The sequence below is a fragment of the Algibacter pacificus genome (genome assembly GCF_008033385.1).
GTDB classification, from domain to species: domain Bacteria; phylum Bacteroidota; class Bacteroidia; order Flavobacteriales; family Flavobacteriaceae; genus Algibacter; species Algibacter pacificus.
In genome coordinates, this window is the sequence record NZ_VOGY01000001.1 from 255,797 (window position 1) to 280,390 (window position 24,594).

The 24,594-nt window shown below is 33.1% G+C and carries 17 protein-coding genes and 2 tRNA genes; 9 read left to right on the top strand and 10 right to left on the bottom strand.

What is annotated here, in order from left to right; all coding sequences use genetic code 11:
• Nucleotides 1–2 precede the first annotated feature (2 nt).
• Both FQU21_RS01685 and FQU21_RS01690 read right to left on the bottom strand, forming a co-directional pair.
• On the bottom strand, nucleotides 3–1,124 hold the full coding sequence (locus tag FQU21_RS01685) for a Fic family protein (protein ID WP_147676293.1): 1,122 nt from the start codon (nucleotides 1,122–1,124) through the stop codon (nucleotides 3–5).
• A 519-nt stretch (nucleotides 1,125–1,643) separates the two neighbouring features.
• Nucleotides 1,644–4,199, bottom strand: coding sequence for an ATP-dependent Clp protease ATP-binding subunit (locus FQU21_RS01690; protein ID WP_147676294.1), 2,556 nt, complete (start codon nucleotides 4,197–4,199; stop codon nucleotides 1,644–1,646).
• 260 nt (nucleotides 4,200–4,459) lie between these two features.
• Here FQU21_RS01690 and gyrA point away from each other — a divergent pair, with 260 nt between their 5' ends.
• Both gyrA and FQU21_RS01700 read left to right on the top strand, forming a co-directional pair.
• Nucleotides 4,460–7,024: a DNA gyrase subunit A gene (gyrA, locus tag FQU21_RS01695; RefSeq protein WP_147676295.1), complete on the top strand. Its 2,565-nt coding sequence runs from the start codon at nucleotides 4,460–4,462 to the stop codon at nucleotides 7,022–7,024.
• Between the two features lie 16 nt (nucleotides 7,025–7,040).
• Nucleotides 7,041–8,291, top strand: coding sequence for a tetratricopeptide repeat protein (locus FQU21_RS01700; protein ID WP_147676296.1), 1,251 nt, complete (start codon nucleotides 7,041–7,043; stop codon nucleotides 8,289–8,291).
• A gap of 71 nt (nucleotides 8,292–8,362) precedes the next feature.
• On the opposite strand, the gene FQU21_RS01705 is transcribed toward FQU21_RS01700, so the two are convergent.
• Nucleotides 8,363–9,112, bottom strand: coding sequence for a C40 family peptidase (locus FQU21_RS01705; RefSeq protein ID WP_147676297.1), 750 nt, complete (start codon nucleotides 9,110–9,112; stop codon nucleotides 8,363–8,365).
• Nucleotides 9,113–9,212: 100 nt separating this feature from the next.
• The gene (locus FQU21_RS01710) at nucleotides 9,213–10,391 is read right to left on the bottom strand and encodes an acetyl-CoA C-acyltransferase (RefSeq protein ID WP_147676298.1); all 1,179 of its coding nucleotides are present in this window, start codon (nucleotides 10,389–10,391) and stop codon (nucleotides 9,213–9,215) included.
• Between the two features lie 197 nt (nucleotides 10,392–10,588).
• Here FQU21_RS01710 and FQU21_RS01715 point away from each other — a divergent pair, with 197 nt between their 5' ends.
• From FQU21_RS01715 to FQU21_RS01740, 6 genes are all read left to right on the top strand, one after another.
• The gene (locus tag FQU21_RS01715) at nucleotides 10,589–12,643 is read left to right on the top strand and encodes an HD family phosphohydrolase (RefSeq protein WP_147676299.1); all 2,055 of its coding nucleotides are present in this window, start codon (nucleotides 10,589–10,591) and stop codon (nucleotides 12,641–12,643) included.
• A 99-nt stretch (nucleotides 12,644–12,742) separates the two neighbouring features.
• Nucleotides 12,743–12,831: transfer RNA gene (locus FQU21_RS01720), tRNA-Ser, on the top strand.
• Nucleotides 12,832–12,866: 35 nt separating this feature from the next.
• Nucleotides 12,867–12,941: transfer RNA gene (locus FQU21_RS01725), tRNA-Pro, on the top strand.
• A 231-nt stretch (nucleotides 12,942–13,172) separates the two neighbouring features.
• On the top strand, nucleotides 13,173–14,426 hold the full coding sequence (locus FQU21_RS01730) for a site-specific integrase (protein WP_147676300.1): 1,254 nt from the start codon (nucleotides 13,173–13,175) through the stop codon (nucleotides 14,424–14,426).
• Between the two features lie 62 nt (nucleotides 14,427–14,488).
• Entirely contained in the window at nucleotides 14,489–15,181 is a 693-nt protein-coding gene (locus FQU21_RS01735) for a ferredoxin reductase domain-containing protein (protein ID WP_147676301.1), read from the top strand.
• Nucleotides 15,182–15,197: 16 nt separating this feature from the next.
• Nucleotides 15,198–16,634, top strand: coding sequence for a pyridoxal phosphate-dependent decarboxylase family protein (locus tag FQU21_RS01740; RefSeq protein ID WP_147676302.1), 1,437 nt, complete (start codon nucleotides 15,198–15,200; stop codon nucleotides 16,632–16,634).
• A 79-nt stretch (nucleotides 16,635–16,713) separates the two neighbouring features.
• Here FQU21_RS01740 and ccsA read toward each other — a convergent pair whose 3' ends face one another.
• The 6 genes from ccsA to FQU21_RS01770 all read right to left on the bottom strand — a co-directional run bounded on the left by ccsA (nucleotide 16,714) and on the right by FQU21_RS01770 (nucleotide 23,741).
• Nucleotides 16,714–19,905, bottom strand: a complete 3,192-nt coding sequence (gene ccsA, locus FQU21_RS01745; RefSeq protein WP_246124717.1) for a cytochrome c biogenesis protein — start codon at nucleotides 19,903–19,905, stop codon at nucleotides 16,714–16,716.
• 242 nt (nucleotides 19,906–20,147) lie between these two features.
• A complete protein-coding gene (locus tag FQU21_RS01750; protein WP_147676304.1) occupies nucleotides 20,148–21,422 on the bottom strand; it encodes a c-type cytochrome in 1,275 nt (424 codons plus the stop codon).
• Between the two features lie 19 nt (nucleotides 21,423–21,441).
• Nucleotides 21,442–21,813 (bottom strand): plastocyanin/azurin family copper-binding protein, encoded by a 372-nt coding sequence (locus FQU21_RS01755; RefSeq protein ID WP_147676305.1) that lies wholly within the window; start codon nucleotides 21,811–21,813, stop codon nucleotides 21,442–21,444.
• A gap of 1 nt (nucleotide 21,814) precedes the next feature.
• The gene (locus FQU21_RS01760) at nucleotides 21,815–22,354 is read right to left on the bottom strand and encodes a DUF4142 domain-containing protein (RefSeq protein ID WP_246124719.1); all 540 of its coding nucleotides are present in this window, start codon (nucleotides 22,352–22,354) and stop codon (nucleotides 21,815–21,817) included.
• 72 nt (nucleotides 22,355–22,426) lie between these two features.
• Nucleotides 22,427–23,065, bottom strand: coding sequence for a GTP cyclohydrolase I FolE (folE, locus tag FQU21_RS01765; RefSeq protein ID WP_147676306.1), 639 nt, complete (start codon nucleotides 23,063–23,065; stop codon nucleotides 22,427–22,429).
• Nucleotides 23,066–23,075: 10 nt separating this feature from the next.
• Nucleotides 23,076–23,741 carry an FAD-binding oxidoreductase gene (locus FQU21_RS01770; protein WP_147676307.1) on the bottom strand — a complete coding sequence of 222 codons (666 nt, stop codon included), beginning with the start codon at nucleotides 23,739–23,741 and terminating at the stop codon, nucleotides 23,076–23,078.
• A 140-nt stretch (nucleotides 23,742–23,881) separates the two neighbouring features.
• Here FQU21_RS01770 and FQU21_RS01775 point away from each other — a divergent pair, with 140 nt between their 5' ends.
• The gene (locus FQU21_RS01775) at nucleotides 23,882–24,553 is read left to right on the top strand and encodes an RNA polymerase sigma factor (protein WP_147676308.1); all 672 of its coding nucleotides are present in this window, start codon (nucleotides 23,882–23,884) and stop codon (nucleotides 24,551–24,553) included.
• Nucleotides 24,554–24,594: the final 41 nt, after the last annotated feature.

A 24,594-nucleotide genomic window follows, 5' to 3' on the forward strand; every position in this document is an offset into this window, starting at 1 on the left:
GATTAAAACTTTAAGTTCAACCAATATCTAGTCCCTTTTAATTCCCCCGTTTTAATAAACATCTTTTTGTCAACCATAGCTTTTAAATCACGAGTAGCAGTAGAAGCTGAGGTTTTTGCTATTTTAGCATAATTATTGGCACTTAAACCGCCTTCAAAACCTTGGTGTCCTGCGTTAAAAAGACGGGTAACAACTTTTAATTGCCGTTCATTTAGGAATGTGTGGTAACGATCGACAAATTTTGCTTTTTCAATTAAAAAATCGATAAGTTTTAATGTCTCCTCTTGGGCATCCAGTATGGTTTGACCAAAATAAAGTATCCAATCTGTAATATCAGTATTTTTATTATTGTTTTCTAAAGCATTGTAATACGCTTTTTTATTAGCTTGAATTGTTTTTGATAATGAAATAAGAGCTGGTTGCCCTGAGCTTTGCGCAATAGATTTTTCAGCTAGAGCTCTTGCAATACGCCCGTTTCCATCTTCAAAAGGATGAATGCTAACAAAATATAAGTGTGTAATACTAGCCTTGGCAAGCGGTAATACGGACGTGTTTTGTTCTGTTTTAGGGTGTATTACATTAAACCAAATCATAAAGGCATTCATTTCGTGTATTACGGAATGAGATGGCGGTGCTTCAAAATGAATAGTTGGTTTATCTAATCGTCCAGAAACAACTTGCATAGAATCTTCGTGCGTACGGTAGGTGCCAATGTCGGATAAATCACGTCTACCATTAGTTAACATTTTGTGCCAGTTAAAAAGTTGTTCGTGCGTTAATGGTGTGTGATAATTGCGATATAAATCGACCATCATTTCCGAAATACCATATTCAGCAGGAGCTACTCTTTTATTATTTGTGGTGAGTCCAAGATTCTTTTTAATGGAAGATTGAATGCTAACTCTATCTAGATATTCACCTTCTATTTCAGAAGTATTCAAGGCTTCATTAGATAATATTTCAACAATGAATTGCTCTTTTTCATTATCGTTAACATGTTTAAAAGCCCCTAAAACAGTTCCTGTATTTTGAGAGAACTTTAATTCTAAAGCATTAATAGCTTCTTCATTATAAGAAAAATGAGGCCATTCTTTTTGTTGCCAATTCCAAATGTGATATGCCATGAGCTATAAGTTTTTATTTTATAGCTCAAATATAAGGTTATTTTGAGCTATAAATAATGTTTTTATAGCTAAAATCATTGTTTTTGGGTGTGAGACAAAGGGTTATTTTAGGTTTTTTAAGGTCTTAATTGCTTTATATATGGACTCTTGGTATTTAATTTTTGTATTACAAAAGTAATTATGTGTATATTTGACTAGAAATTAATTATAAATCAGAGTACACACTTTCGTACACGATTTTATTAAAATATTAGCATTTTAGTGTCAAATTCGGGGTTTTTATCAAACTCATAACCCGAAGGTCACTGGTTCGAGTCCAGTTCCCGCTACAAAGATTAGAAGCCTTTCAGAAATGAAAGGCTTTTTTTATAACTTTTATTTTCTTTTTTTTTTACAAAAATCTGAAAACTATTTTAAAATTCGCACACAACTTTTGAGTTTGATCCCTTTTTAACTCAAAAAAAAAGCTGTCGAAAATGTGTTTTTTCAACAGCCTTTTTTAGTTTAAAATATTAAATATTAAGATTCGGCAGATTTCTCGGCCTTTTCAATAGAAATACTTAATTCTTCGGTTTTCGTATCGAAATCGATTTTTATATGATCGCCTTCTTGTAAATGAGATGATACAATTTCTTCTGCCAAAGCATCTTCAACGTATTTTTGAATTGCTCTTTTTAAAGGTCTTGCGCCATATTGTTTATCGAAACCTTTTTCTGCTATATAATCTTTTGCTGTTTCTGTTATTGCTAGATTATAACCTAACAATTTAATTCGAACAAGCAGTTTTTCTAATTCAATATCTATAATTTTATTAATGTCTTGTTTTTCTAATGCATTAAACACGATAACATCATCAATTCTATTTAAAAATTCTGGAGCAAACGATTTTTTTAGGGCGTTTTCAATAATACTTTTAGCATTGGCATCTTCTTGTGCTTTTTGTGAGGCCGTTCCAAAGCCAATTCCTGTTCCAAAATCTTTTAATTTACGAGCCCCAATATTTGAAGTCATAATGATGATGGTGTTTCTAAAATCAATTTTTCGTCCTAAAGAATCTGTTAGATATCCGTCATCTAACACTTGAAGTAGCATGTTGAATACATCGGGATGTGCTTTTTCAATTTCATCTAAAAGAATAACAGCGTAAGGTTTACGACGTACTTTTTCGGTAAGTTGTCCACCTTCTTCATAACCTACATATCCCGGAGGTGCACCCACTAATCTAGAAATAGCGAATTTTTCCATGTATTCACTCATGTCTATTCTAATTAGTGATTCTTCAGAATCGAATAGCTCTCTAGATAACACTTTGGCTAATTGCGTTTTACCAACACCGGTTTGTCCTAAAAAGATAAACGATCCAATCGGTTTGTTTGGGTCTTTAAGTCCCGCACGGTTTCTCTGAATGGCTTTAACAACCTTAGAAACGGCATTATCTTGCCCGATAACTTTACCTTTTATAAGATCTGGTAATACGGCCAATTTATTAATTTCTGTTTGCGCTATACGGTTTACCGGCACACCGGTCATCATAGAAACTACATCGGCAACGTTATCTTCTGTTACAATTTCACGATTTTGCTTAGTGTCTTCTTCCCATTTTTCTTGGGCAATGGCAAGCTCTTTTTCAAGACGTTTTTCATCGTCTCTTAATTTTGCAGCTTCTTCGTATTTCTGTTTTTTAACGACAGAGTTTTTAGTTTCTCTTACTTCTTCAAGCTTTTTTTCTAACTCAATAATTTGTTTTGGAACATCTATATTGGTAATGTGTACACGAGAACCGGCTTCATCTAAAGCATCGATAGCTTTGTCTGGTAAAAAGCGTTCGGTCATGTATCTATTGGTTAATTTTACACAGGCTGCAATGGCTTCTGGGGTATAATCAACATTATGATGTTCTTCGTATTTTCCTTTAATATTATTTAGAATTTCAATAGTTTGTTCTACCGTAGTTGGTTCTACAATTACTTTTTGAAAACGACGTTCTAAGGCGCCATCCTTTTCTATGTATTGTCTGTATTCGTCCAAGGTAGTGGCGCCAATACATTGTATTTCTCCTCTTGCTAAAGCGGGTTTAAACATGTTAGAGGCATCTAAACTTCCTGTAGCTCCACCTGCGCCAACAATGGTGTGTATTTCATCTATAAATAAAATAACATCGTCGTTTTTTTCAAGTTCGTTCATTACGGCTTTCATACGCTCCTCAAACTGTCCACGGTATTTTGTGCCTGCGACTAAACTGGCTAAATCTAAAGTTACTACTCGTTTATTAAATAATATACGAGATACTTTTCGTTTTACAATTCTAAGCGCCAAACCTTCGGCTATAGCCGATTTACCTACTCCAGGTTCACCAATTAAAAGTGGATTGTTTTTCTTTCTTCTACTTAGCACTTGAGAAACACGTTGTATTTCTTCTTCACGGCCCACTACGGGGTCTAATTTCCCTTCCTCGGCCATGGCTGTTAAATCGCGACCAAAGTTATCTAAAACCGGGGTTTTAGATTTTTTATTGGTTTTGGAACTTCCCGTAGGCGCGTTGAAAATATTTTCTTTTGAAGCCGAATCGTCTTCTAGGTTAGAATCGTCATCTGGAAAATCTGCTTTTGGTTCTATATAGTCATCATCGTTTGTAATCATCATCTTGAATTGTTCTTTAACATTGTCATAGTAAACCTTTAATTTATTTAAAAGCTTTGTTGTAGGGTCGTTTTCATTTCTTAAAATACAAAGCAGTAAATGCGCGGTATTTATAGATGTACTTTGAAATAATTTAGCTTCTAAAAAGGTCGTTTTTAGAGCGCGTTCTGCTTGCCGGGTAAGGTGTAGGTTTTTCTTTTGGTTAGAACCTATGGCTATATTAGGGTTTGCAGGGCTTAATATTTCTACTTTACGCCTTAAGTGAGTTAAATCGATTTCTAGCGCGTTTAAAATGGTAATTGCTTTACCATTACCGTCACGTAAAAGTCCAAGCATAAGGTGTTCGGTTCCTATAAAATCATGACCTAAACGTAATGCTTCTTCTTTGCTGTAAGCAATAACATCTTTTACTCTTGGGGAAAAATTATCATCCATATCTTCTGTCCTTTCTGCATTAAAAATACTAAAACATTCTTACCAAAGGCAAAAACTATACCTTTTTTTGTGTGTAAAATGCTAATTGACAAAAAAAAGCATATAAATCCAAAATTTTAGAATATATATTTTTCAAAAATAAATAGATTAAGAATTGTTAATAAATACATGAAAAAATGATTGTAAAAGGCTTATTGTGACTATTGGAATTGTTATATTAGCTTGTTTTTAAAATTACATAAAACTTAATTAAAATATATATGGGAGAAGGAGAAAAACTGATACCAATTAATATTGAAGATGAGATGAAATCGGCTTACATTGATTATTCAATGTCAGTTATTGTTTCACGTGCTTTACCAGATGTAAGAGATGGTTTAAAACCCGTACATAGACGTGTTCTTTATGGGATGCATGAGCTAGGTATTAGATCGAATACCGCACACAAAAAATCGGCAAGAATAGTTGGGGAAGTTTTAGGAAAGTATCACCCACACGGGGATACCTCGGTGTACGATGCAATGGTACGTATGGCTCAAGAATGGAGTTTACGTTATATGCTTGTAGACGGGCAAGGGAATTTTGGTTCTATTGATGGCGACAGTCCGGCAGCTATGCGTTATACGGAAGCACGTATGAAAAAGATATCCGAAGACATGTTGGCAGATATCGACAAGGAAACCGTAGATCATAAATTGAATTTTGATGATACCTTACAAGAACCAACCGTACTACCAACACGTATTCCTGGTCTTTTAGTTAATGGAGCATCTGGTATTGCAGTTGGTATGGCCACTAATATGCCTCCACACAACTTAACCGAAGTGGTTAATGGTACTGTAGCTTATATTGAAAATAATGATATTGAAATTGATGAATTAATTCAGCATATTAAAGCTCCTGATTTTCCAACTGGAGGAACTATTTATGGATATGACGGTGTTAAAGAGGCTTTTCAAACAGGGCGTGGGCGTATAGTAATTCGCGCTAAAACTAGTATCGAAGAGGTTAACGGTCGTGAATGTATTATTGTTGACGAAATTCCTTACCAAGTTAATAAGGCAGACATGATTAAGAAAACTGCCGATTTGGTTAACGATAAAAAACTCGAAGGTATTGCGCTTATTCGTGATGAATCCGATAGAAATGGTATGCGTATCGTTTATGTTTTAAAACGTGATGCTATTCCTAATATTGTTTTAAATAAACTGTTTAAATATACAGCATTACAGTCTTCATTTAGTGTTAATAATATTGCATTAGTTAATGGACGTCCGCAGTTACTAAATCTAAAGGAGTTAATTCATTATTTTGTAGAACATAGACATGATGTTGTTGTTAGACGTACAACTTATGAATTACGAAAAGCCGAAGAACGTGCGCATATATTAGAAGGATTAATAATTGCTTCGGATAATATTGATGAAGTTATAAAAATTATTCGAGCTTCTAACAATGCCGATGAAGCTCGAACAAAATTAATAGAGCGTTTTCAACTATCAGAAATACAGGCCAAAGCTATTGTCGAGATGCGTTTGCGTCAGTTAACAGGTTTAGAGCAAGATAAATTACGTGCCGAGTATGAAGATATCATGAAAACTATTATCGATCTTAAAGATATTCTAGCGCGTAAAGAGCGTAGAATGGATATCATTAAAGAAGAATTAATTGTAGTTCGTGATAAATATGGAGATGAACGTCGTTCAGTAATTGAATATGCAGGAGGCGATTTAAGTATCGAAGATATGATTCCTAATGAGAGTGTGGTTATTACTATTTCTCACGCGGGCTATATTAAACGTACTTCCTTAAACGAATATAAAACACAGCATAGAGGAGGAGTTGGACAAAAAGCATCAACAACCCGTAACGAAGATTTCTTAGAACATTTATTTGTTGGTACCAACCATCAATATATGTTGTTCTTCACTCAAAAAGGAAAATGTTTCTGGATGCGTGTTTACGAAATTCCAGAAGGCAGTAAAACATCCAAAGGACGAGCCATTCAGAATTTAATAAATATTGAGCAAGACGATAAAGTTATGGCTTTTATCTGTACGCAAGATTTAAAAGATGAAGCCTATATAAATAGTCATTACGTTATTATGGCTACCAAAAAAGGTCAGGTTAAAAAGACCTCATTAGAGCAATATTCTCGTCCAAGAACAAACGGAATTAATGCCATTACGATTAAAGAAGACGATGTTTTATTAGAAGCTAAACTTACAACAGGCGAAAGCCAAGTCATGCTAGCATTAAAATCTGGTAAAGCGATCCGTTTTGAAGAAGCTAAAACCCGCCCAATGGGACGTGGCGCATCTGGAGTTCGTGGTATTCGTTTACAAGATGAAGATACCGATGAAGTGATAGGAATGATTGCTGTTGATGATATGGATAGTAATGTACTTGTAGTATCTGAAAATGGTTATGGTAAACGATCGAGCCTTGAAGATTACAGAATTACAAATCGTGGTGGAAAAGGAGTAAAAACCATTTCTATTACAGAAAAAACAGGTAATTTAGTATCCATAAAAAACGTGACAGACGAGGATGATTTAATGATTATTAATAAATCTGGTGTAGCTATTAGATTGGCTGTAGCCGATTTAAGAGTTATGGGTAGAGCCACTCAAGGTGTTAAATTAATTAACCTTAAAGGAAATGATTCTATTGCCGCCGTAGCCAAAGTAATGCGTGAAGAAGAAGACGTTATTGTTGAAGGAGAAGAAAAAACGGATAGTATTGAAGGTCTTGAAAACGCTAAGGGTTTAGAGGGTGGCACAACTCTTGATAATAATTTGGATGATAATAACACTGAAAATTAAACTTAATATTTTTAAAATGAAAAAACAATTAATCATAGCTTTAGCCATTTCAATGGGTGCATTTTCATTTGCACAAAAAAAAGAATTGAGAGCCATAGAAAAAGCTATTAAATCGGAGAAATTTACAGAAGCTAAAGCAGCGGCAACAACTGCTGAAAGTCTTTTAGGGGTAATGGATGATAAATCTAAAGCAAAGTACTACTATTTATTAGGTCAAGCACTTTATGCAAATGGTAAAGGTACAGATACTGAGGTGGCCTCAGCCTTAGAAAATTTTAATAAAGCAGAAGGAGTTTATGCTTCAGAAGTGGCTAATTTAAAGCAAACTATAACTAATAATTTATTAACAAAAGCTAATGCTGCTTACGAAAAACAAGATTTTTCTACCGCTTCTAAATATTTTGAAAACTCTTATAGAGTAAAGGAAAAAGATACACTTTACTTATACTATGCAGCAGCAACAGCTGTAAATGTGCAAGAGTATGATAGGGCGTTAGTTTTATATGATGAATTAAAGAATTTAGGCTACACAGGTATACAAAAGCAATATTTTGCAACTAATGTAGAAACTGGAAAAGAAGAGCTATTAGATAAAAATACGCGCGACCTTTATGTGAAAGCTAAAAGCCATACCAATCCCGGTGAACGTTTAACGGAATCTAAAATGCCAGAAATTGTTAAAAATATGGCACTTATTTATGTGAGCCAAGGAAATGATGAAAAGGCTATTAAAGCCCTTAAGGAAGCAAGAGCTGAAAACCCTACCGACATTAATTTAATTTTATCTGAAGCTAATGCTCACTATAAAATGGGGAATGTTAAGGAATTTGAAGCGTTATTAAGTGAAGCTGTAGAATTAGATCCAGTAAATCCTGAGTTACAATATAATTTAGGGGTTATTGCTGCAGAATCTGGGCAACCAGAAAAAGCAAAAGCTTATTATGAAAAAGCTATAGAGTTAGATCCAGAATATATTAATGCCTATATTAATATTTCTGCACTTGTGCTTGCTAAAGAAGAGCCAATTATTACAGAAATGAATGGTTTAGGAAGTAGCAAAAAAGATGATTTACGTTACGATGAACTAAGAGAAGAGCGTCAAAACCTATATAAGGAGGCTGTTCCTTATTTAGCAAAAGCACTAGAAATTGATGCAGAAAATTTAAGTGCCGCTAAAACCTTAATGAATATTTATAGCATTTTAGGTGATACAGAAAATGCAAAAAGTTTAAAAGCCAAAGTTGAAGCTTTAGAAGCAGCTCAATAAGATTGTATTAAAGCAAAAAAAAAGGTCGCAATTTGCGACCTTTTTTTTGTTCTAAAATCTTATATAAAATATTAAATTATTTTTTTAATTACCCGTAATTTGTGGGTGTGTTTTTTTCGGTCTACATTATATATTCCAGAATGATCTAGACGATCTATTCTAACTTTTCCATGTGCATGAATAATATAATTGTCATCCATAATTAAGCCAACATGTGTGATAAGTCCTTCACTATTATCAAAAAAAGCTAGATCTCCCGGCTCACTTTCTTCTATAAAACTTAGTGCTTCTCCTTGAGTAGCTTGTTGCGATGCATCACGAAGTAATTTGTAGCCATTTAGTTTATATACCATTTGGGTAAATCCAGAGCAATCAATACCAAAAGGCGTTTTTCCTCCCCATAGATAAGGCGTATTTAAATAGGTAAAAGCAGTTTGTATAATTTGAGATTTAGGGCGTTTTCCATAAATTAAGTCGCCGTCATAATGATGGTTTAAAAGTGGTAATCCATTTAAGGTAGAACCAAAAACAACAGGGTAGAGCTGTTCATTTTCATCTTGAATAAACTCAACTAAATCACCAGAAAGTTGAGGCGGTTGTTTGTTTAAAGTACGGTATTGTTCTTCACTAATTTCAATATATTGTTTGTTGTCTATCCAACCCTCATAAGAGTCAAAGGCTATTCTTATTTTACTCCAATTTTTGCGTTGTTCTAAAATTTTAAATAAATCGCCATAGATAACCTGAGAAACTAACTCACTAGCATCTGTAGGTTCAAATCTTAGAGGCACAATGCTTAAATTACAAATTCCGTATTGCATTAATAAATTATCGTTGTTTAATAATTCAAATAAAACGTATTGTATTCAAATTATTAATATGGTTATTTCTAACTTTTTTGTTATAATTAAGTTGTTAATTCTAAGGACGTTCAATAATTACAGCCGATGCGCCACCACCTCCATTACAAATGGCTGCCGCACCAATTTTGGCCTTATTTTGTTCTAATACATTTAATAATGTAATTAAAATTCTAACGCCCGAACACCCTAATGGATGTCCTAGAGAAACCGCTCCACCATTTACATTAACATTCTTATCGGTAAGTCCTAAAATTTTCATATTAGCTAAGCTAACAACCGAAAAAGCTTCGTTAAACTCAAAGAAATCTACATCATCAAGTTCTAAATTGGCCTTTTTTAAAGCTTTAGGTAATGCTTTTGCTGGAGCTGTTGTAAACCAATCTGGCTCGTGGGCTGCATCTGCATAACTTTTTATAGTGGCTATTACGTTTAGTCCAAGTGCTTTTGCTTTATCTTTACTCATTAAAACCATTGCTCCGGCACCATCATTTATGGTTGAAGCATTGGCAGCAGTAACTGTACCATCTTTACTAAACGCTGGACGTAATTTCGGGATTTTATCCATTTTTACGTTGGTAAACTCTTCATCTTTAGAAAAAATAAGAGGTTCGCCACGACGCTGAGGCACGGTAACAGGAACAACTTCATTATCAAACTTTCCAGTTTCCCAAGCCGCTGCAGAACGCTTATAGGATTGTATAGCGTAAGCGTCTTGTTCTTCGCGTGTAAATTCATATTTACTAGCGCAAGCATCGGCACAAATACCCATAGCCTTTTCATTGTAAGCATCTACTAAACCATCTTTTTGTAAACCATCGATTAATGTGGCGGAACCAAATTTAGTTCCTGTTCTAGCATGTAAATAATGAGGAATTAAACTCATATTTTCCATACCACCAGCCACAATAATTTCCGCATCACCAAGCGCTATACTTTGGGCAGCTTGCATAACGGCTTTCATTCCCGAAGCACATACTTTGTTTATCGTGGTGCAGGGTACTGTATTAGGGATACCTGCATATATGGCAGCCTGCCGAGCAGGAGCTTGACCGGTACCTGCTTGTACCACATTACCCATTAAAACTTCATCAACCCATTTAGGATTTAAATCAATTTTATTTAAAGCAGCTCGAATGGCAATAGCTCCTAATTGCGGGGCGGCAATGGTTGACAAGCTTCCTAAAAAACTCCCTATTGGGGTTCTTGCAGCAGAAACTATAACGACTTCTTTGCTCATAATGGTTTTTTATGGTTTAGTTTTGAACACGATTTAGTTTAATCTTTAAAAGATACTCATTGCGAAAATAACGATTTTTTTAATAATATATCTAGATGAGTTCATTATAAAACGTGGTGAAAGGCTAATAATTTATTACATTTGGAAAACAAATTATTAGCTAAATTTTAATTTATATTTAGTTAAAAAAACGGCATGTGAAAGACTTTTTAAATAAAATATACAGAAATAATTCTCTAATATATAAAGCACTATTATATATAAGTACAACAGTTTTGATAGTTTACCTGTTTCCTAAAAGTGGAAAATTTAAATATAATTTTGAAAAAGGTAAGCCTTGGCAATCGGAGAATTTATATGCGCCTTTTGATTTTGCAATTAAAAAATCGGAAAATGAAATTGCGCAGGAAAAAGAAGAACTTATAAATAACGGTATATTATATTTCACGATTGATCGTAGCATTGAAGATAAAGTAAAACAAGCTTTTACTAATGAATTTACCTCGGCGTTTCCCGATTCTATTTCTCTAAAATCTTCTAGTGAACTCTATAAAACAGGTATCGATATTATATCTCAGCTTTATGCCTATGGAGTTTTAAATGAAAGTTATAGTTTTTCTGATGACAAGCGTATCGTAATTCTTGATGAGCGGGTTAAGAAAAAAGAAGGTGTTTATTCCAATTTAGTGAAATTGGATAAAGTCACTGCTGTCATTGAAAGTGTTTTAAAAACACACCATTTATCAGCAAATAAAACAGAATTTATATCGCTATTTTATGATGTAATTGAACCTAACTTAACATTTGATAAATCCTTTACAGATAAAGCCTTGCAAGATGAACTGGATAAAATAATTTATTCTAGAGGAAGCATAGAAAAACAAACTTTAATTGTATCGAAAGGCGAGGTTGTTCAAGGCGACAAATATCAAATATTAAAATCGTTACAATTTGAATACGAATCGCAAGTTTGGAGCAAATCTAATTATTTATGGATACTATTTGCTTATACACTTTTAGTAGCTTTAGCATTGCTTATGCTATTATTGTTTTTACTAAAGTACAGATTGGATGTGTTTGACAATAACACCAAAGTTACATTTATATTTTTTAATATATTTTTGTTAATATTATTAACCACAGTAGTTGTAAACTTTAACTCTAAGTTTATTTATGTGGTTCCTATATGTATTTTACCCTTAGTTTTTAAAGCTTTTTTCGATGCTAGGCTGGGGTTGTTTTCGCATGTAATTACTGTATTGCTGTTAGGTTTTGTTGTACCCAATAGTTACGAGTATATGTTTTTGCAAATTATAGCAGGTATTGTTACTATTTTAACAGTAAAAGAACTGTATAAACGAGCCAATTTATTTATCTCAGTTGGGCAAATTACCTTAATTTATTTTATAGCTTATTTTGCGTTTTTTGTAATACACGAAGGGAGCGTAGAAACCTTAGAATGGCAAACTTTTGGGTATTTTGTGCTTTGTGGGTTAGCCACCCTTTTTGTACAACCTTTAATTTATGTTTATGAAAAAGTGTTCGGATTAGTTTCTGATGTATCATTATTGGAACTTTCGGATACAAATTCTAAGTTATTAAAAGATTTGTCAAATAAGGCACCAGGCACATTTCATCATTCATTAAACGTTGCCAATTTAGCCGAAGCATCAGCTAACGAAATAGGTGCTAATGCTATGCTAGTTAGAGTTGGAGCTTTATATCATGATATTGGTAAAATGAAAAGCCCAACCTATTTTACCGAAAATCAATCTACAGGAATTAATCCGCACGACGAATTATCTTCAAAAGAAAGTGCTAGAATTATTACCGATCACGTAATTGATGGTATAGAAATAGCAAAGAAAAATAATTTACCCGATCGCGTTATTGATTTTATTAGAACACACCATGGCACTAGTGTTGTATATTATTTTTATATGCAAGAAAAAAAGACTTTTCCCGATGGTGAAGTAAATAAACTAGATTTTAGCTATCCAGGACCAAAACCTTTTAGTAAAGAAACGGCAATATTAATGATGTGCGATAGTATTGAAGCGGCCTCTAAAAGTTTAAAGGAACCAACCTCTACAAAAATTGATGCTTTTGTTGAAAATATTATAAATAAACAAATAGACGAGGGGCAGTTTTTAAATGCAAATATTACTTTTAAAGAAATTGAATCTATTAAAAAAGTGCTAAAATACAAGCTAGCAAACATTTACCATTTACGAATTGAATATCCTGAATAATTTTTTAAAAAAAGCACTAAAATGTTTGTTATATATAACATGATATATTAAATTTGCACCCGCATTAAAATATGAATGCAATGTTCTTATAAAAATACTGGAGAGGTGCCTGAGTGGCCGAAAGGAGCGGTTTGCTAAATCGTCGTTGGTGGAAACACTGACCCAGGGTTCGAATCCCTGTCTCTCCGCAAAATATTTCATTTAGAAATATAGATAACCATTTCGGGGTGTAGCGTAGCCCGGTTATCGCGCCGCGTTTGGGACGCGGAGGTCGCAGGTTCGAATCCTGCCACCCCGACTAAAATTAATACCAATAGAAACTAAAACCTTGTAAATCGTATGATTTACAAGGTTTTGTGGTTTTTAGACTATCATAAGAATTGAATTAATATAGTTTAATTCGGTTAACAATTCGGTTAACAGCTAGCAAAGTAAAAAAGTGTTAACCGAATAGGTATTTAAAACACTGTAATTGAAATAGTTGATTTGACTTTCGTCTCGATGAATGTTTAACAAAAAGACGACAACTATGCAATCACAAACTACCTTTAGCTTATCATTTTGGGTAAGTGCTACACGTAAAATTAATAACCAAGTTTCTGTTTATGCTAGAATAACAGTTAATGGTAAACGTGCAAATATCAGTTTGCAACGAAAAGTAATTGTATCTGAATGGGATTCCAACAAAGGAAGAGCAAGAGGGAACAAACAAGAATCAAGACTACTCAACAGGTATTTAGACCAGATCAAAAATAGAATATATGAAGCTCATGACGAACTTGTAAAAGAGAAAGCGTTTATTTGTGCTCAATCCATTAAAGCAAGATTTCTGGGAGAGGACAACGAAGAATATTCTTTACTTACATTGGTAGATTACCACAATACCCAAATGAGCGAATCTTTAAGCTATGGTACTTTAAAGAATTATTTCACTACCCAAAAGTATATCAAACTATTTCTTAACAAAAAGAAAATTCAAGACATCTATTTGTCTCAATTAACGTTTCGGTTTTTGGTTGACTTTGAAAAGTTCTTACGTTCCTATGTTCCGGAGGACCATCAAAAACAAATGGAAAACAACACGGTTATGAAACATATTCAACGACTTCGTAAAATGGTAACATTGGCATATAAAATGGAATGGATAGATAAAGACCCTTTTATAAAATTCAAACCAACGTATATCAAAAATGAACGTGAGTTTTTAAGTGAGGATGAATTGCAATCTATTATCGAAAAAGAATTTGAAATAGAAAGACTGGAGCTCGTTAAGGATTTGTTTGTTTTTAGCTGCTATACTGGTTTATCATACATAGATGTAATGAACCTCAACGAAGATAATATTACGTTTGGTATTGATGGTGGCAAATGGATAATCACCAATAGACAAAAAACACATAACAAAGTAAAAATTCCATTACTTCCAATTGCTGAAGAATTAATTCAGAAATACAAAGGACATATTAAAACCAAGAAAACGAAAACCTTATTCCCTAATATTTCAAATCAAAAGCTCAACTCATATTTAAAAGAGATTGCGGATTTATGCAAAATCAAAAAGAATCTAACTTTTCATATTGCTCGTCACACTTTCGCAACCACAGTTACTTTAAGCAATGGTGTACCTATTGAAACTGTATCAAAACTACTGGGTCACTCTAAAATCGCTACTACTCAAATTTATGCAAAAGTTATTGAAAGAAAAGTAAGTGGAGATATGGCTTTATTAAAGTTGAAACTATCAAAACATGTCCAAAAACGAAAAATTAAATTTAATGGTTAAGAAATCATTTGTAACCAATTGGATAAAAAAGCATCCAAATTATAAGAATATTAAAATAATAAATGATGGGTTTTATATTTCCTTATAAATCAAAAGTTTTAAGTCTTACAGCTATAAACCACGATGTTTTATCTTTAAAAATAACAAAGCCCTGGAAATTTGAATTTAATGTGGGGCAAGCAGTGGATTTAAGTATTGATAAACCAGGTTACGAATTGGCTGTGGCTCCTTTTACAATAGCCAATGTGCCGGCAGATAACTATTTGGAATTTGTTATAAAAATTTATCCAACTGAAAATGGCCTAACAAAAGGGATTTCAGAGTTATTGAAGAATGATACAATTCAACTTTCCAAAGCTTGGGATTCCTATAAGTATGATGGAAGTGGTACTTTTATTGCTGCTGGAACTGGTATAACTCCTTTTTTGCCAATTTTTAAGGATTTACAAGAGAAAGGTATTGATGTCAAACATAATCATAATCTAATTTATGCCAATAAAACTAAAGATGACGTTATATTTTATAAAAAACTGAAACAATTATTCAGTTCTAACTTGTCACTTATTTTAAGTAGGTCTAAATATGGTAGTCATTATTTTGGAAAAATTGATAAGGACTTCTTGTTGAAACTAGTTAAAAGCACTGAACAAAAATTTTATATCTGTGGTCCAAGAAAATTTGAAGAAGATGTAAGAACACATTTAATAACAATTGGTGTCAATCAAGATTACATTCAAACAGGATATAAGTTCTAAATGTTATAAATAACTTATGAAAGAAGATAGATCAAAAATGCCTACTAATATTTTTGAATTGGAAGAATCAGCTATTGAAAGAAAATCATTGTATGAAAAGATAATTAATTTTTCAGAGGAATTTATTCATACTATAGAAGAACAGAAAGCTTACCATTTTGATACAAATGAAATAGCAGAATATGATTCATTTTTTGATATTGATAAAAAGAAAAATTCGATAGAAGATATACTTGTGTTTTTTAAGGAACGAGTGCTAAATACAGGGCTCAATGCGGCTTCTGGTGGTCATTTGGGATATATCCCAGGTGGTGGAATCTATACATCAGCACTGGGTGACTATCTCGCAGCTATTACTAATAGATATGCAGGAGTGTTTTATGCTTCCCCTGGAGCTGTAAGAATGGAAGATGCGCTAATAAACTGGGCAGGAAGATTAATAGGATATGAGAATAATTATGGAGGTAATTTAACATCAGGAGGAAGCATGGCAAATCTTATTGCGCTTCATACAGCTAAACATCATAAAAAAATTACTAACTCTAATGTTACAAAACATGTAATCTATTGCACATCACAGACGCACCATAGTATTTATAAAGCTTTCAAAGTTATTGGACTTGATGCATGTGTAATTAGAAATATTCCTCTTGATTCTAAATTTAGAATTTCAATTCAAGATTTAAAGACTCAAATTAAACACGATAAGCATATTGGTTTAATCCCTTTTTTAATAATTGCAAATGCTGGTTCTACTGATGTAGGTGCTGTTGATCCTTTAATCAAATTAAGTGTTATTGCTAAATCGCATAACCTTTGGTTTCATGTTGATGCAGCTTATGGAGGGTTTTTTATATTAACGGCGTTAGGAAAAGATAAGCTAAAGGGGATTGAGCTAGCGGATTCAGTAATTATGGACCCTCATAAAGGCTTATTTATGCCATATGGTTTGGGGATTGTTTTGGTGAAGAACATAAAATATCTCGCAGAAGCTCATAGTTATGATGCTAATTATATGAGAGATGCAAAAAATGAGAATCAATATTCGCCGGCAGACTTGTCACCCGAGTTAAGTAAACACTTTAGAGGGCTTCGAATGTGGTTACCACTCAAACTTTATGGAGAGACGGTTTTTTCAGACTATCTAAATGAAAAAATACAATTAGCCTATTACTTATTTCAAGAATTATCTTTAATTGGCTATAAAACTTTATGTGAGCCAGATTTAAGTGTCGTGGCATTTAGATTGGAACTAAAGGCGTACGATAGCGATGTTCTTAATAAAATAATATTGGACTATATTCAACAAGATGGTAGAATATTTATTTCATCTACTATCTTAAACAATAAATTAACCTTACGTGCCGCCATTTTATCTTTTAGAACTCATAAAGCGGAAATAGATTTATTACTGCACTTGCTTAAAAAAATAAAGACGCATCTAGATGTTTAGTTGATATTTAGGTATCCTCTTTTTTTAGTTTATTAAAAAATCAATTTAAAAACCAGAATTATAAATACGATTCTATGTTTTATAATCTTATCCCAATCTTCTTACTTCTAAAATAAGCAACTACAGATACTATTAACATCGCTATAACTGTAACATATATCCAAATAGGAATTGGTATAGGTTCGCCTGCAGCATATGAATGAAGCCCTGTGAGGTAATAATTAACCCCAAAATAAGTAAATATAATAGACCATATAGCCCATAAACTAGCGATATTGAATACTAATTTGCTTTTAAGTTTAGGGACTAATCTTAAGTGCAAAACAACGGCATATAATATAACTGATATGAATGCCCAAGTCTCTTTAGGGTCCCAACTCCAATATCGTCCCCAGCTCTCATTTGCCCACATACCACCAAGAAAAGTGCCAATTGTTAATGCAAACACACCTATGGTCAAGGACATTTCATTGACTATGGTCAATTCCTTAATAGAATGTGATGTTTTTTTTGAGGGTTTTATGCTAAATAGGATTAAAGAAATGACACTTAATACAGCCGACAATCCAAAGAACCCATAACTGGAGGTTATGATGCCCACATGCACCATGAGCCAATAGGACTTTAAAACCGGTTCCAAAGGCGTAATTTGAGGATTTAACATGGATCCACCATGAGCAAATCCCATCATTATCATCGCTACCAAAGCTCCAGCGGCAGGTATAAAAGCATTTCGATTTTTGTAAAGAAGTAACCCTGACAATACTCCAATTCCTGAAATAAAGATGATGGCTTCATAACCATTGCTCCAAGGTGCATGACCTGAAAGATACCATCGAATGGCTAATGCTAATGCTTGAATAGTTAATGCTAATACCATTAAACCTAGCAATATTTTAGTAGAGAAATGAATTAAACGATGATATTTTGGACTTGAAGAAAGCACACTTAAAAAACCAACTATAATCAAGGTTGTACCCAAGAAGCTGTAAACTATCATGAGCCAAAAGAAAGCGTTTAGGTGGTTATATAATATTTCCAGTTTGATTTTTAATTCTGATGGTATTATATCTTTACCCCAAGTCTTTTGAAGCTCGCTAATCTCTTTAATACTTTTATCGGCATTAATCCAATTATTAGTTTTCAATCCTTCTTTTACTCCATTAAAATAAGGGGTTAAAAATCTATAAGCTGTTTCATCTATCTCTACAGGACTTTCTTCGGTACTATAAATCCAGCTAACCCATGTTTGTGATGGGTCATTCTTTACAGGTATCATGTTAGTGTAATACCCAAAAGCAATATTGCTAAAAATATTAAACCGTTCAGTTACCTCTATAACAGCCTTGTCATAATTTGATTGTTCCGCTTTTCGTTTACTAAAGGAATTTTTATTCTGAATTTCAAGTTTAAAAATTCCGGTATTCAAGTCTACTAAATTTGTATATGATGTGTAACCATCTGCATTAGCGCCGGTTTCTTTCATAAGTTGGTCGCCTCCCTTTTTACTAACTTTAATTAAAGGTTCGTTAGCCCAATATCCAGGGTCAATTTGCATAGAGATAAACCATTGTATAGGTGTTATATTAATATCTTCTTTTTTATAGACGTCCTTTTTATGAATCTTTCGAAGAAGTTCCAAAGTGTATGTATCCATGGGTTTAACCCGTCCTTGAAAATCCTGAACCAAGAGTTGTCCAAACTTTTTGGCATGATCCAGATTAATGATTCTTTTGGAACCAAGCTCATTTGGTTTTGCAAACTGTGTATTAGGACCAATTTTTTGATGTTGTAATGCCAGCGAGTCTTCAGGTTGAAATATATCGTTTTGAGCATGACCAGTAGCTCCAAGCCCAAAAAACAACATGAACAATAAAATGTAATTTTTGGTGTGCATTTTCTTTAATGAATGATTCAATTTCCAAAAATGTGTTTTCTTCCAAAACAGTGTAAAAAACATTCCTGTAAATAATAGAAAATACCCAAAATATGTCACATTTGTACCCCATCTATCTGCATTTACCGAGAGAATAGTTCCACTTTCATCAGGGAAATAACTCGCCTGAAAAAAACGATACCCTTTATAATCAACTACATTGTTCATATAAATATGGTGTTGGTTTTCTTTATCAGAATCAATAATGGTTATTTTACTTTCATAAGATGATGGATTATTGGATCCTGGATACCTATCAAGTATAAAATCATCACAGTGTATGCTAAAATCCGTGTATAGTATTTTAGATCCAAAACCAATGGAAACATTTAAGCCATTGATTTGTGTAGTTTCACTATAACCTGTTACCCCTTTTCCTCCTTTGATAAATAGTGTGTCTTTTGTATTTCCCGACTCCAGTTCTATCTGGACAACATCTAATAAATTCTTGTCCATAGGTTCAGTTTTGTCACCTTTGTAATACACTCTTTTACCTTTGAAAATACTATTTGGGATGATGAAATTAACACCATTAACGCTATAAAGTGCTCTGTGGTTTAGCATAGTAGATTCGTTGGCTTTTATAGTTCCGGATTGTCTAGCTAATAATAAAGAATCAGTGACAACACCTTTTTGTTGTCCAAGCATCGACATATATTGTCCTTCAACAGGTAAATCAATATAGAGATTATTATTTCTTTCAGTGAGTTGAATCGATCCTTTTATAGGATTGTTAAAACTAAAAATCATCCCATTAATGGATTTAGTGCCACCATCTGAAATATAATTATTTACTCTACCTGTCTGTCCAACAGATACTATGTTGAGCATTTTTTTTCCTAACTCTGTTACTTCAACAGAGTCTTTGGCTAATGGTATATAATCCAAACTTTTTAAAGTAATCACCTTATCCTTAAATAGGAAGTTTTGTTTGTAGGTTCTCTTTAAAGGCCATTTGGTGTCCTTTGAATTAAAGTAAGACATCGTATAAGGGTGCTTGTTATAATTCAAAGTTTTGTCACCATCAGTAACAGATAGGTTAAAATAAGTTAAATCACTTATAATTTCATTAGTGGTTTGACCTTCTTTTATTGGCATTTGCCCTTCAAAGCTGCTATACCTTGTGATGGCACCACCAATAAACATAAAAATGAAAGCAAGATGAAAAATAAGAATGGGCCATTTTTCTCTTCTTGTTAATCGGTAAGTTTTAATATTTGTTGAAAAAATGAATATCAACCAAAGCATCAAGATTTCAAACCAAATGGAGTTGTAAATTAATGCCTTTGCTGTAGAGGTGTCAAAACTACTTTCTACAAAGGTAGCGACCATCATCGAAATACCATAGACAAGTAAAAGAATGGTCATGGTACGAGTTGAGAATAAGATTTTTTTTAAACGCCTCATATTGTTATTAAGCATCACTGATTTTATTGACGCTTTTAATTGTACTTTTATATATTAAACAAAGACATCTCTTTAAGGATTGATTCTATAATGAATTACCTTCCCCAAAGAGATGCCAACAAAACAATAAACCAAATTTGAATACCGCTATTTATTGTTTAAATAATTTGTTAAATAGATTTAAGATATTCCGTAAGGTCAGCCTTTTCAGTATTACTCAAATTAAGACTGTTCTCATCATTATATCTTTCAACCACATCTGCTAATGTTGCGGCAGAACCATCATGGAAATATGGAGCGTGCTGCCATATCCCTTTTAAAGGTGTAACGCGCCATTGTTTGGTTGCCGATCTATTCACATAATCTTTATCCACAGCAACTGATGCGCTTTGAGGATGTAATCTGCCATCAATAGTATTATCACTAAAGAGAGGACCAGAGTGGCAAGTTGCGCATTGCGCTTTTCCAGAGAACAATTCTTTACCTCTTGCAGCAGCTGCAACATCAAATGTACCAGATGGTGAAGCAGGTGGGTTTAGTGAAAACTGATATTCTTGCAAAGCTGGAAGTTTATCTGTGACTAAATCGTCACCTTCTCTATAGTCTCTTATTAAATTTAGACGCGTATCTTCAAAATACCCATGTCCACGCATTTGAGTTACAGCTACATATCTGTTCCAATATGCAACTGGTCCAGCAGGTTCGTGCTCAACATCACCATCTCCAGTGAAAATTGCTTTTGGTAACCCATATAACCCATAAGCAGGAGGGATAACTACAGGATTGTCTATACCGTCAATGTTAAATCTTGGATCATAAAGCCCAGGTCCCCACGAGGCATAAATATCTTTTGTGGCTTGGTCTAAAGCTGGAGATAATGAGATTATTAAACCTGGATTTAAATCCCTATTTGCCCAACCGTCCAAACGATTTCCAATACCTGGTGCAAAAGAATCATCAACTGTAGAATGACATAGAGCACAAGTAATACCCATTCTGTCCAAACTTAAACTACCATCTTGATTTTGGCTAACTTCTCCTTTTACACCTAAAACAGCATCTAATTGTAATAAAACTAAAGTAGTTTGTGGGTCATTTAAATCTACATCGCCATTTTGAATAGCAGTAACAACTTCTTGCGGTAGCGCTGCTGCATCAACCTTTAAACCGACACTTAAAGCTGTAGCTGGACTAACAGCTGTCTCTATTACTTCATTCATTTGCAATACATCAGTCCAAAAGGTTTCATTTCCAAATGTGTCATATCTAAAAATGTCTTGTCCTTCTGCAACTAATTGAGGATTTAAAGGCGGTAGATTTAGAGAACCTTCACCTGGAGCTGGTTGTGGATTTGGACTAAAACCAGAATCATCGTTATCGCAACTCACGATTGAAATCATAAAAATGAAAATTCCAAGGAGTTTAATTATTTTTTTTGTTTTCATATGTCGTTTAATTTTAAGTTTATTTAATTATTGTGATTGTTCCTTTCATTACTTTATGCAGATTGCAGAAATACTTAACGTCCTCATTTACTACTTTGGACCATTGCTCTCCTTGATTAAAAGGTTTTGAAGTCCATTTTTGAGTTGTCTCTTCAGTGACATCATGAGGTACAAAGTCCTTATTTATCCAAATTACAGTATCACCTTTTTTGACATTAAGCTGTGCTGGATGATATTTCATTCTAAATATGGTTACCGTATGTGTTGTAGGGCTGGAGTCCTTATGAACTATTTTTTGTGAACTTTTAAAGCCTGATATGAGCAAAAAAACACAAACTAGCACTGCCAATATTATTAAGAATTTTGAAGCTGAAGATTTATGAGGTTGCATTTCAGTTTTGAATTTTAGCTTGAGTCATTTTAGCATGTTCCAAATGAGCCTCTAGTGCAGGCACTACAGCTTCTAATAAACCTTTCAACTCTGAATTATTGGCTTCAGGGATTAATAAGCCGTTTACAGCATCAATTACAGCTTTGTGATAAGCTACTTCATTGTCAATATAAGCTTTGTCAAAATCTTTTCGGCCTACCTTTTTTAAAGTCTTAAGTGTTTCTTTAGATTGTTTCAATAAAGATTGACTTACGGCATTATCTTTAGGATTCACACCTAATTTTTCAACCAAGGCAACGGCCTGTTGAATAACCGCATTATGATCTTCTATCATCCTGTTGGCAAAGTCGATAATGTCCTTGTTTTTCGAGCGTTTAAGGGCAATTTTGGCATAATCTATATCAATTTGGTTGGCAACCACAGCTACTGAAGCTATTTCAGTATCGATTAATTTTGGAGACTCTTGGCCAAAAGTGAGTTTAGATGTGCATAAAAGCATTAAACAAACGAGTATTAAAGCATTCTTTCTTTTTGTTTTCATGAGTTCTAAATTTTAGTATTAGTTAGCCTTTTGATGCAAAAAGAGGGGTAGGGTTACAATTTTTTTAAAAAATTAATTGCTTATTGAATTTAGAAATCTGGATTTTTCTTTTTCTTTTAAAAATTTCCCACTAAAAAAATTTGTTTTGGTATAACTTTTTTCGTCTTCTACGCCACGAGAGGCTACACAGAGATGATTAGCTTCAATGTGGATAGCTATATCGTCTGTTTTTAATAAATTCTTCAGCTTTTCACCAATTTCAACAGTAAGTTTTTCTTGTATTTGAGGTTTACTAGCATAAAATTGAACAATGCGATTTATTTTTGACAAACCAATAACGCGGTCTTTTGGTATATAGGCTACTGCAGCTTTTCCAAAGAAAGGCACAAAGTGATGTTCGCAATATGAATAAACCTTTATGTTATCTACTAAAACCATTTCACGATAACCACTGACGTTCTCAAAAAAGGAAATACTTGGAAAATTCTCCTCATTCAACCCTTTAAAAACTTCATTGATATACATTTTTGCAACACGTTTAGGGGTCTCTTTTAGGCTCGGGTCATCAAGTTTTAAACCTAAAGCTTCCATAATCTTTGCAAAATGATGCTCAATAGTTTTTAATTTTTCTTGATGCTTTGATATGGTTTCCAAATTCTTGATTTCATTGTTAGAAAAAATATTGATTTTATGCTGTTCTTTTCCGTTCATTTTTTAGGGTTTAATATATTAATTGAATTAAGTTTTTGTTTACCCCGAGTTTTAATAAGACCTTGTTAACACTATCAAGAAAAGGTTTTGGGCCACATAAATAAAAATATTGGTGAGTAGAGTCAATGGTGTCAGAAAGAAAATCGTAATCTACCCGTCCAAAACCATATTTGCTTAAATGATCTCTACTTAATAGATTATAGAAACTATTCCCTAAAATGGTTTCGAGTTCATATTTCAAGATAATATCGCGCTCCGTTCTATTGGCATAGATTAATTTATGACCTTCTATTTTATTTTTTTCTTTTAAGAGTCGAAGTAATGGTATAAATGGAGTAATACCAGATCCTGCAGCTATAAAAACGCCTTTGCCTTTATAAGCAAAGGAATCCCAAGCATCTGTAATTAATATGGTGTCGTTTACTTTTAATTTAGATAGCGCAACAGTAATTCCATTGTGTTCTGGGTAAACTTTAATGATAAATTGTAAGTCTTTATCGTTCTCATAAATACTCGTTATGGTAAAAGGAGCTTTTAAAAATTCCGTATCTTTATGTAATGATATTTCTAATGCTTGCCCAATTTGATAAGTAAAAGACTCTGGTCTTTCAATAGATAACTGAAAAACATTTGGGGTTAAACATGTTTTATTCAGTACAGTAGCTAAATAATTCAAAACTATAGATTATTAATTAAATATTTAATACGTTATCGACCTTTCATGGTCTTGTTCACTTTAGATGAAAACATTAAAAAAAGGTTACAAAATTTGTAACCAAAAAATTGATTTTGCATCTAATTAGAAATAATACCGTTATGAATACCAGCACTACAACCAAAAAAGAACTTGAAGAAGCATTAATAATTGAAAAAGTACTCAATGGTGAAACAGAATTATTCGAAATTCTTATGCGCCGAAATAATGAACTATTGTTTAGAACAATCAGAAGCTATATAGATTTAGAGTCTGACGTTGAGGATGTTATGCAAGACACTTATATTAAGGCTTTTGAAAAATTATACCAATTTAAAAACGATGCTATGTTTTCTACTTGGTTAATTCGAATTGGAATAAACGAAGCTTTGCAAAGGAAAAGAAGGGCTTCTAAAATAAAAACCATTGCCTTACAACAAGATGAAAATATATTACAAATTGAAGACAAAAACATTATGACCCCTGAACACAAAACTATGTACAAAGAATCTTCTTGTTTTATGGAAAAGGCAATAGACACACTTCCTGAAAAGTATAAAATAGTTTATATGCTCAAAGAGGTTGAAGGGTTAGCAATAACTGAAATATCGAAATGTTTAGATTTAAGCAATAGCAACGTAAAAGTACGTTTGCATAGAGCTAGAACAATGCTTAAAGATTCAATCTTAAATTTAACCGATTATACAAATATTTTTGAATTTGGAAATTCTAAATGCGATAGAATTGTTGCAAACGTAATGGAGTATATATATAAATCGCAGCCAAAATTTTAATTCTTTTATTTCTATTTAATTTAGGTGTTTATGTAATAGAT

Coding starts and splice junctions, on each gene's coding strand:
- FQU21_RS01710 (WP_147676298.1), bottom strand. CDS start 10,391: ATGAGCAAAGAAGTCGTTATAGTTTCTGCTGCAAGAACCCCAATAGGG.
- FQU21_RS01750 (WP_147676304.1), bottom strand. CDS start 21,422: ATGAAAACAAAAAAAATAATTAAACTCCTTGGAATTTTCATTTTTATG.
- FQU21_RS01730 (WP_147676300.1), top strand. CDS start 13,173: ATGCAATCACAAACTACCTTTAGCTTATCATTTTGGGTAAGTGCTACA.
- ccsA (WP_246124717.1), bottom strand. CDS start 19,905: ATGATGGTCGCTACCTTTGTAGAAAGTAGTTTTGACACCTCTACAGCA.
- FQU21_RS01735 (WP_147676301.1), top strand. CDS start 14,489: ATGATGGGTTTTATATTTCCTTATAAATCAAAAGTTTTAAGTCTTACA.
- FQU21_RS01760 (WP_246124719.1), bottom strand. CDS start 22,354: ATGAAAACAAAAAGAAAGAATGCTTTAATACTCGTTTGTTTAATGCTT.
- FQU21_RS01700 (WP_147676296.1), top strand. CDS start 7,041: ATGAAAAAACAATTAATCATAGCTTTAGCCATTTCAATGGGTGCATTT.
- FQU21_RS01775 (WP_147676308.1), top strand. CDS start 23,882: ATGAATACCAGCACTACAACCAAAAAAGAACTTGAAGAAGCATTAATA.
- FQU21_RS01705 (WP_147676297.1), bottom strand. CDS start 9,112: ATGCAATACGGAATTTGTAATTTAAGCATTGTGCCTCTAAGATTTGAA.
- gyrA (WP_147676295.1), top strand. CDS start 4,460: ATGGGAGAAGGAGAAAAACTGATACCAATTAATATTGAAGATGAGATG.
- FQU21_RS01690 (WP_147676294.1), bottom strand. CDS start 4,199: ATGGATGATAATTTTTCCCCAAGAGTAAAAGATGTTATTGCTTACAGC.
- FQU21_RS01755 (WP_147676305.1), bottom strand. CDS start 21,813: ATGCAACCTCATAAATCTTCAGCTTCAAAATTCTTAATAATATTGGCA.
- FQU21_RS01740 (WP_147676302.1), top strand. CDS start 15,198: ATGAAAGAAGATAGATCAAAAATGCCTACTAATATTTTTGAATTGGAA.
- FQU21_RS01685 (WP_147676293.1), bottom strand. CDS start 1,124: ATGGCATATCACATTTGGAATTGGCAACAAAAAGAATGGCCTCATTTT.
- folE (WP_147676306.1), bottom strand. CDS start 23,065: ATGAACGGAAAAGAACAGCATAAAATCAATATTTTTTCTAACAATGAA.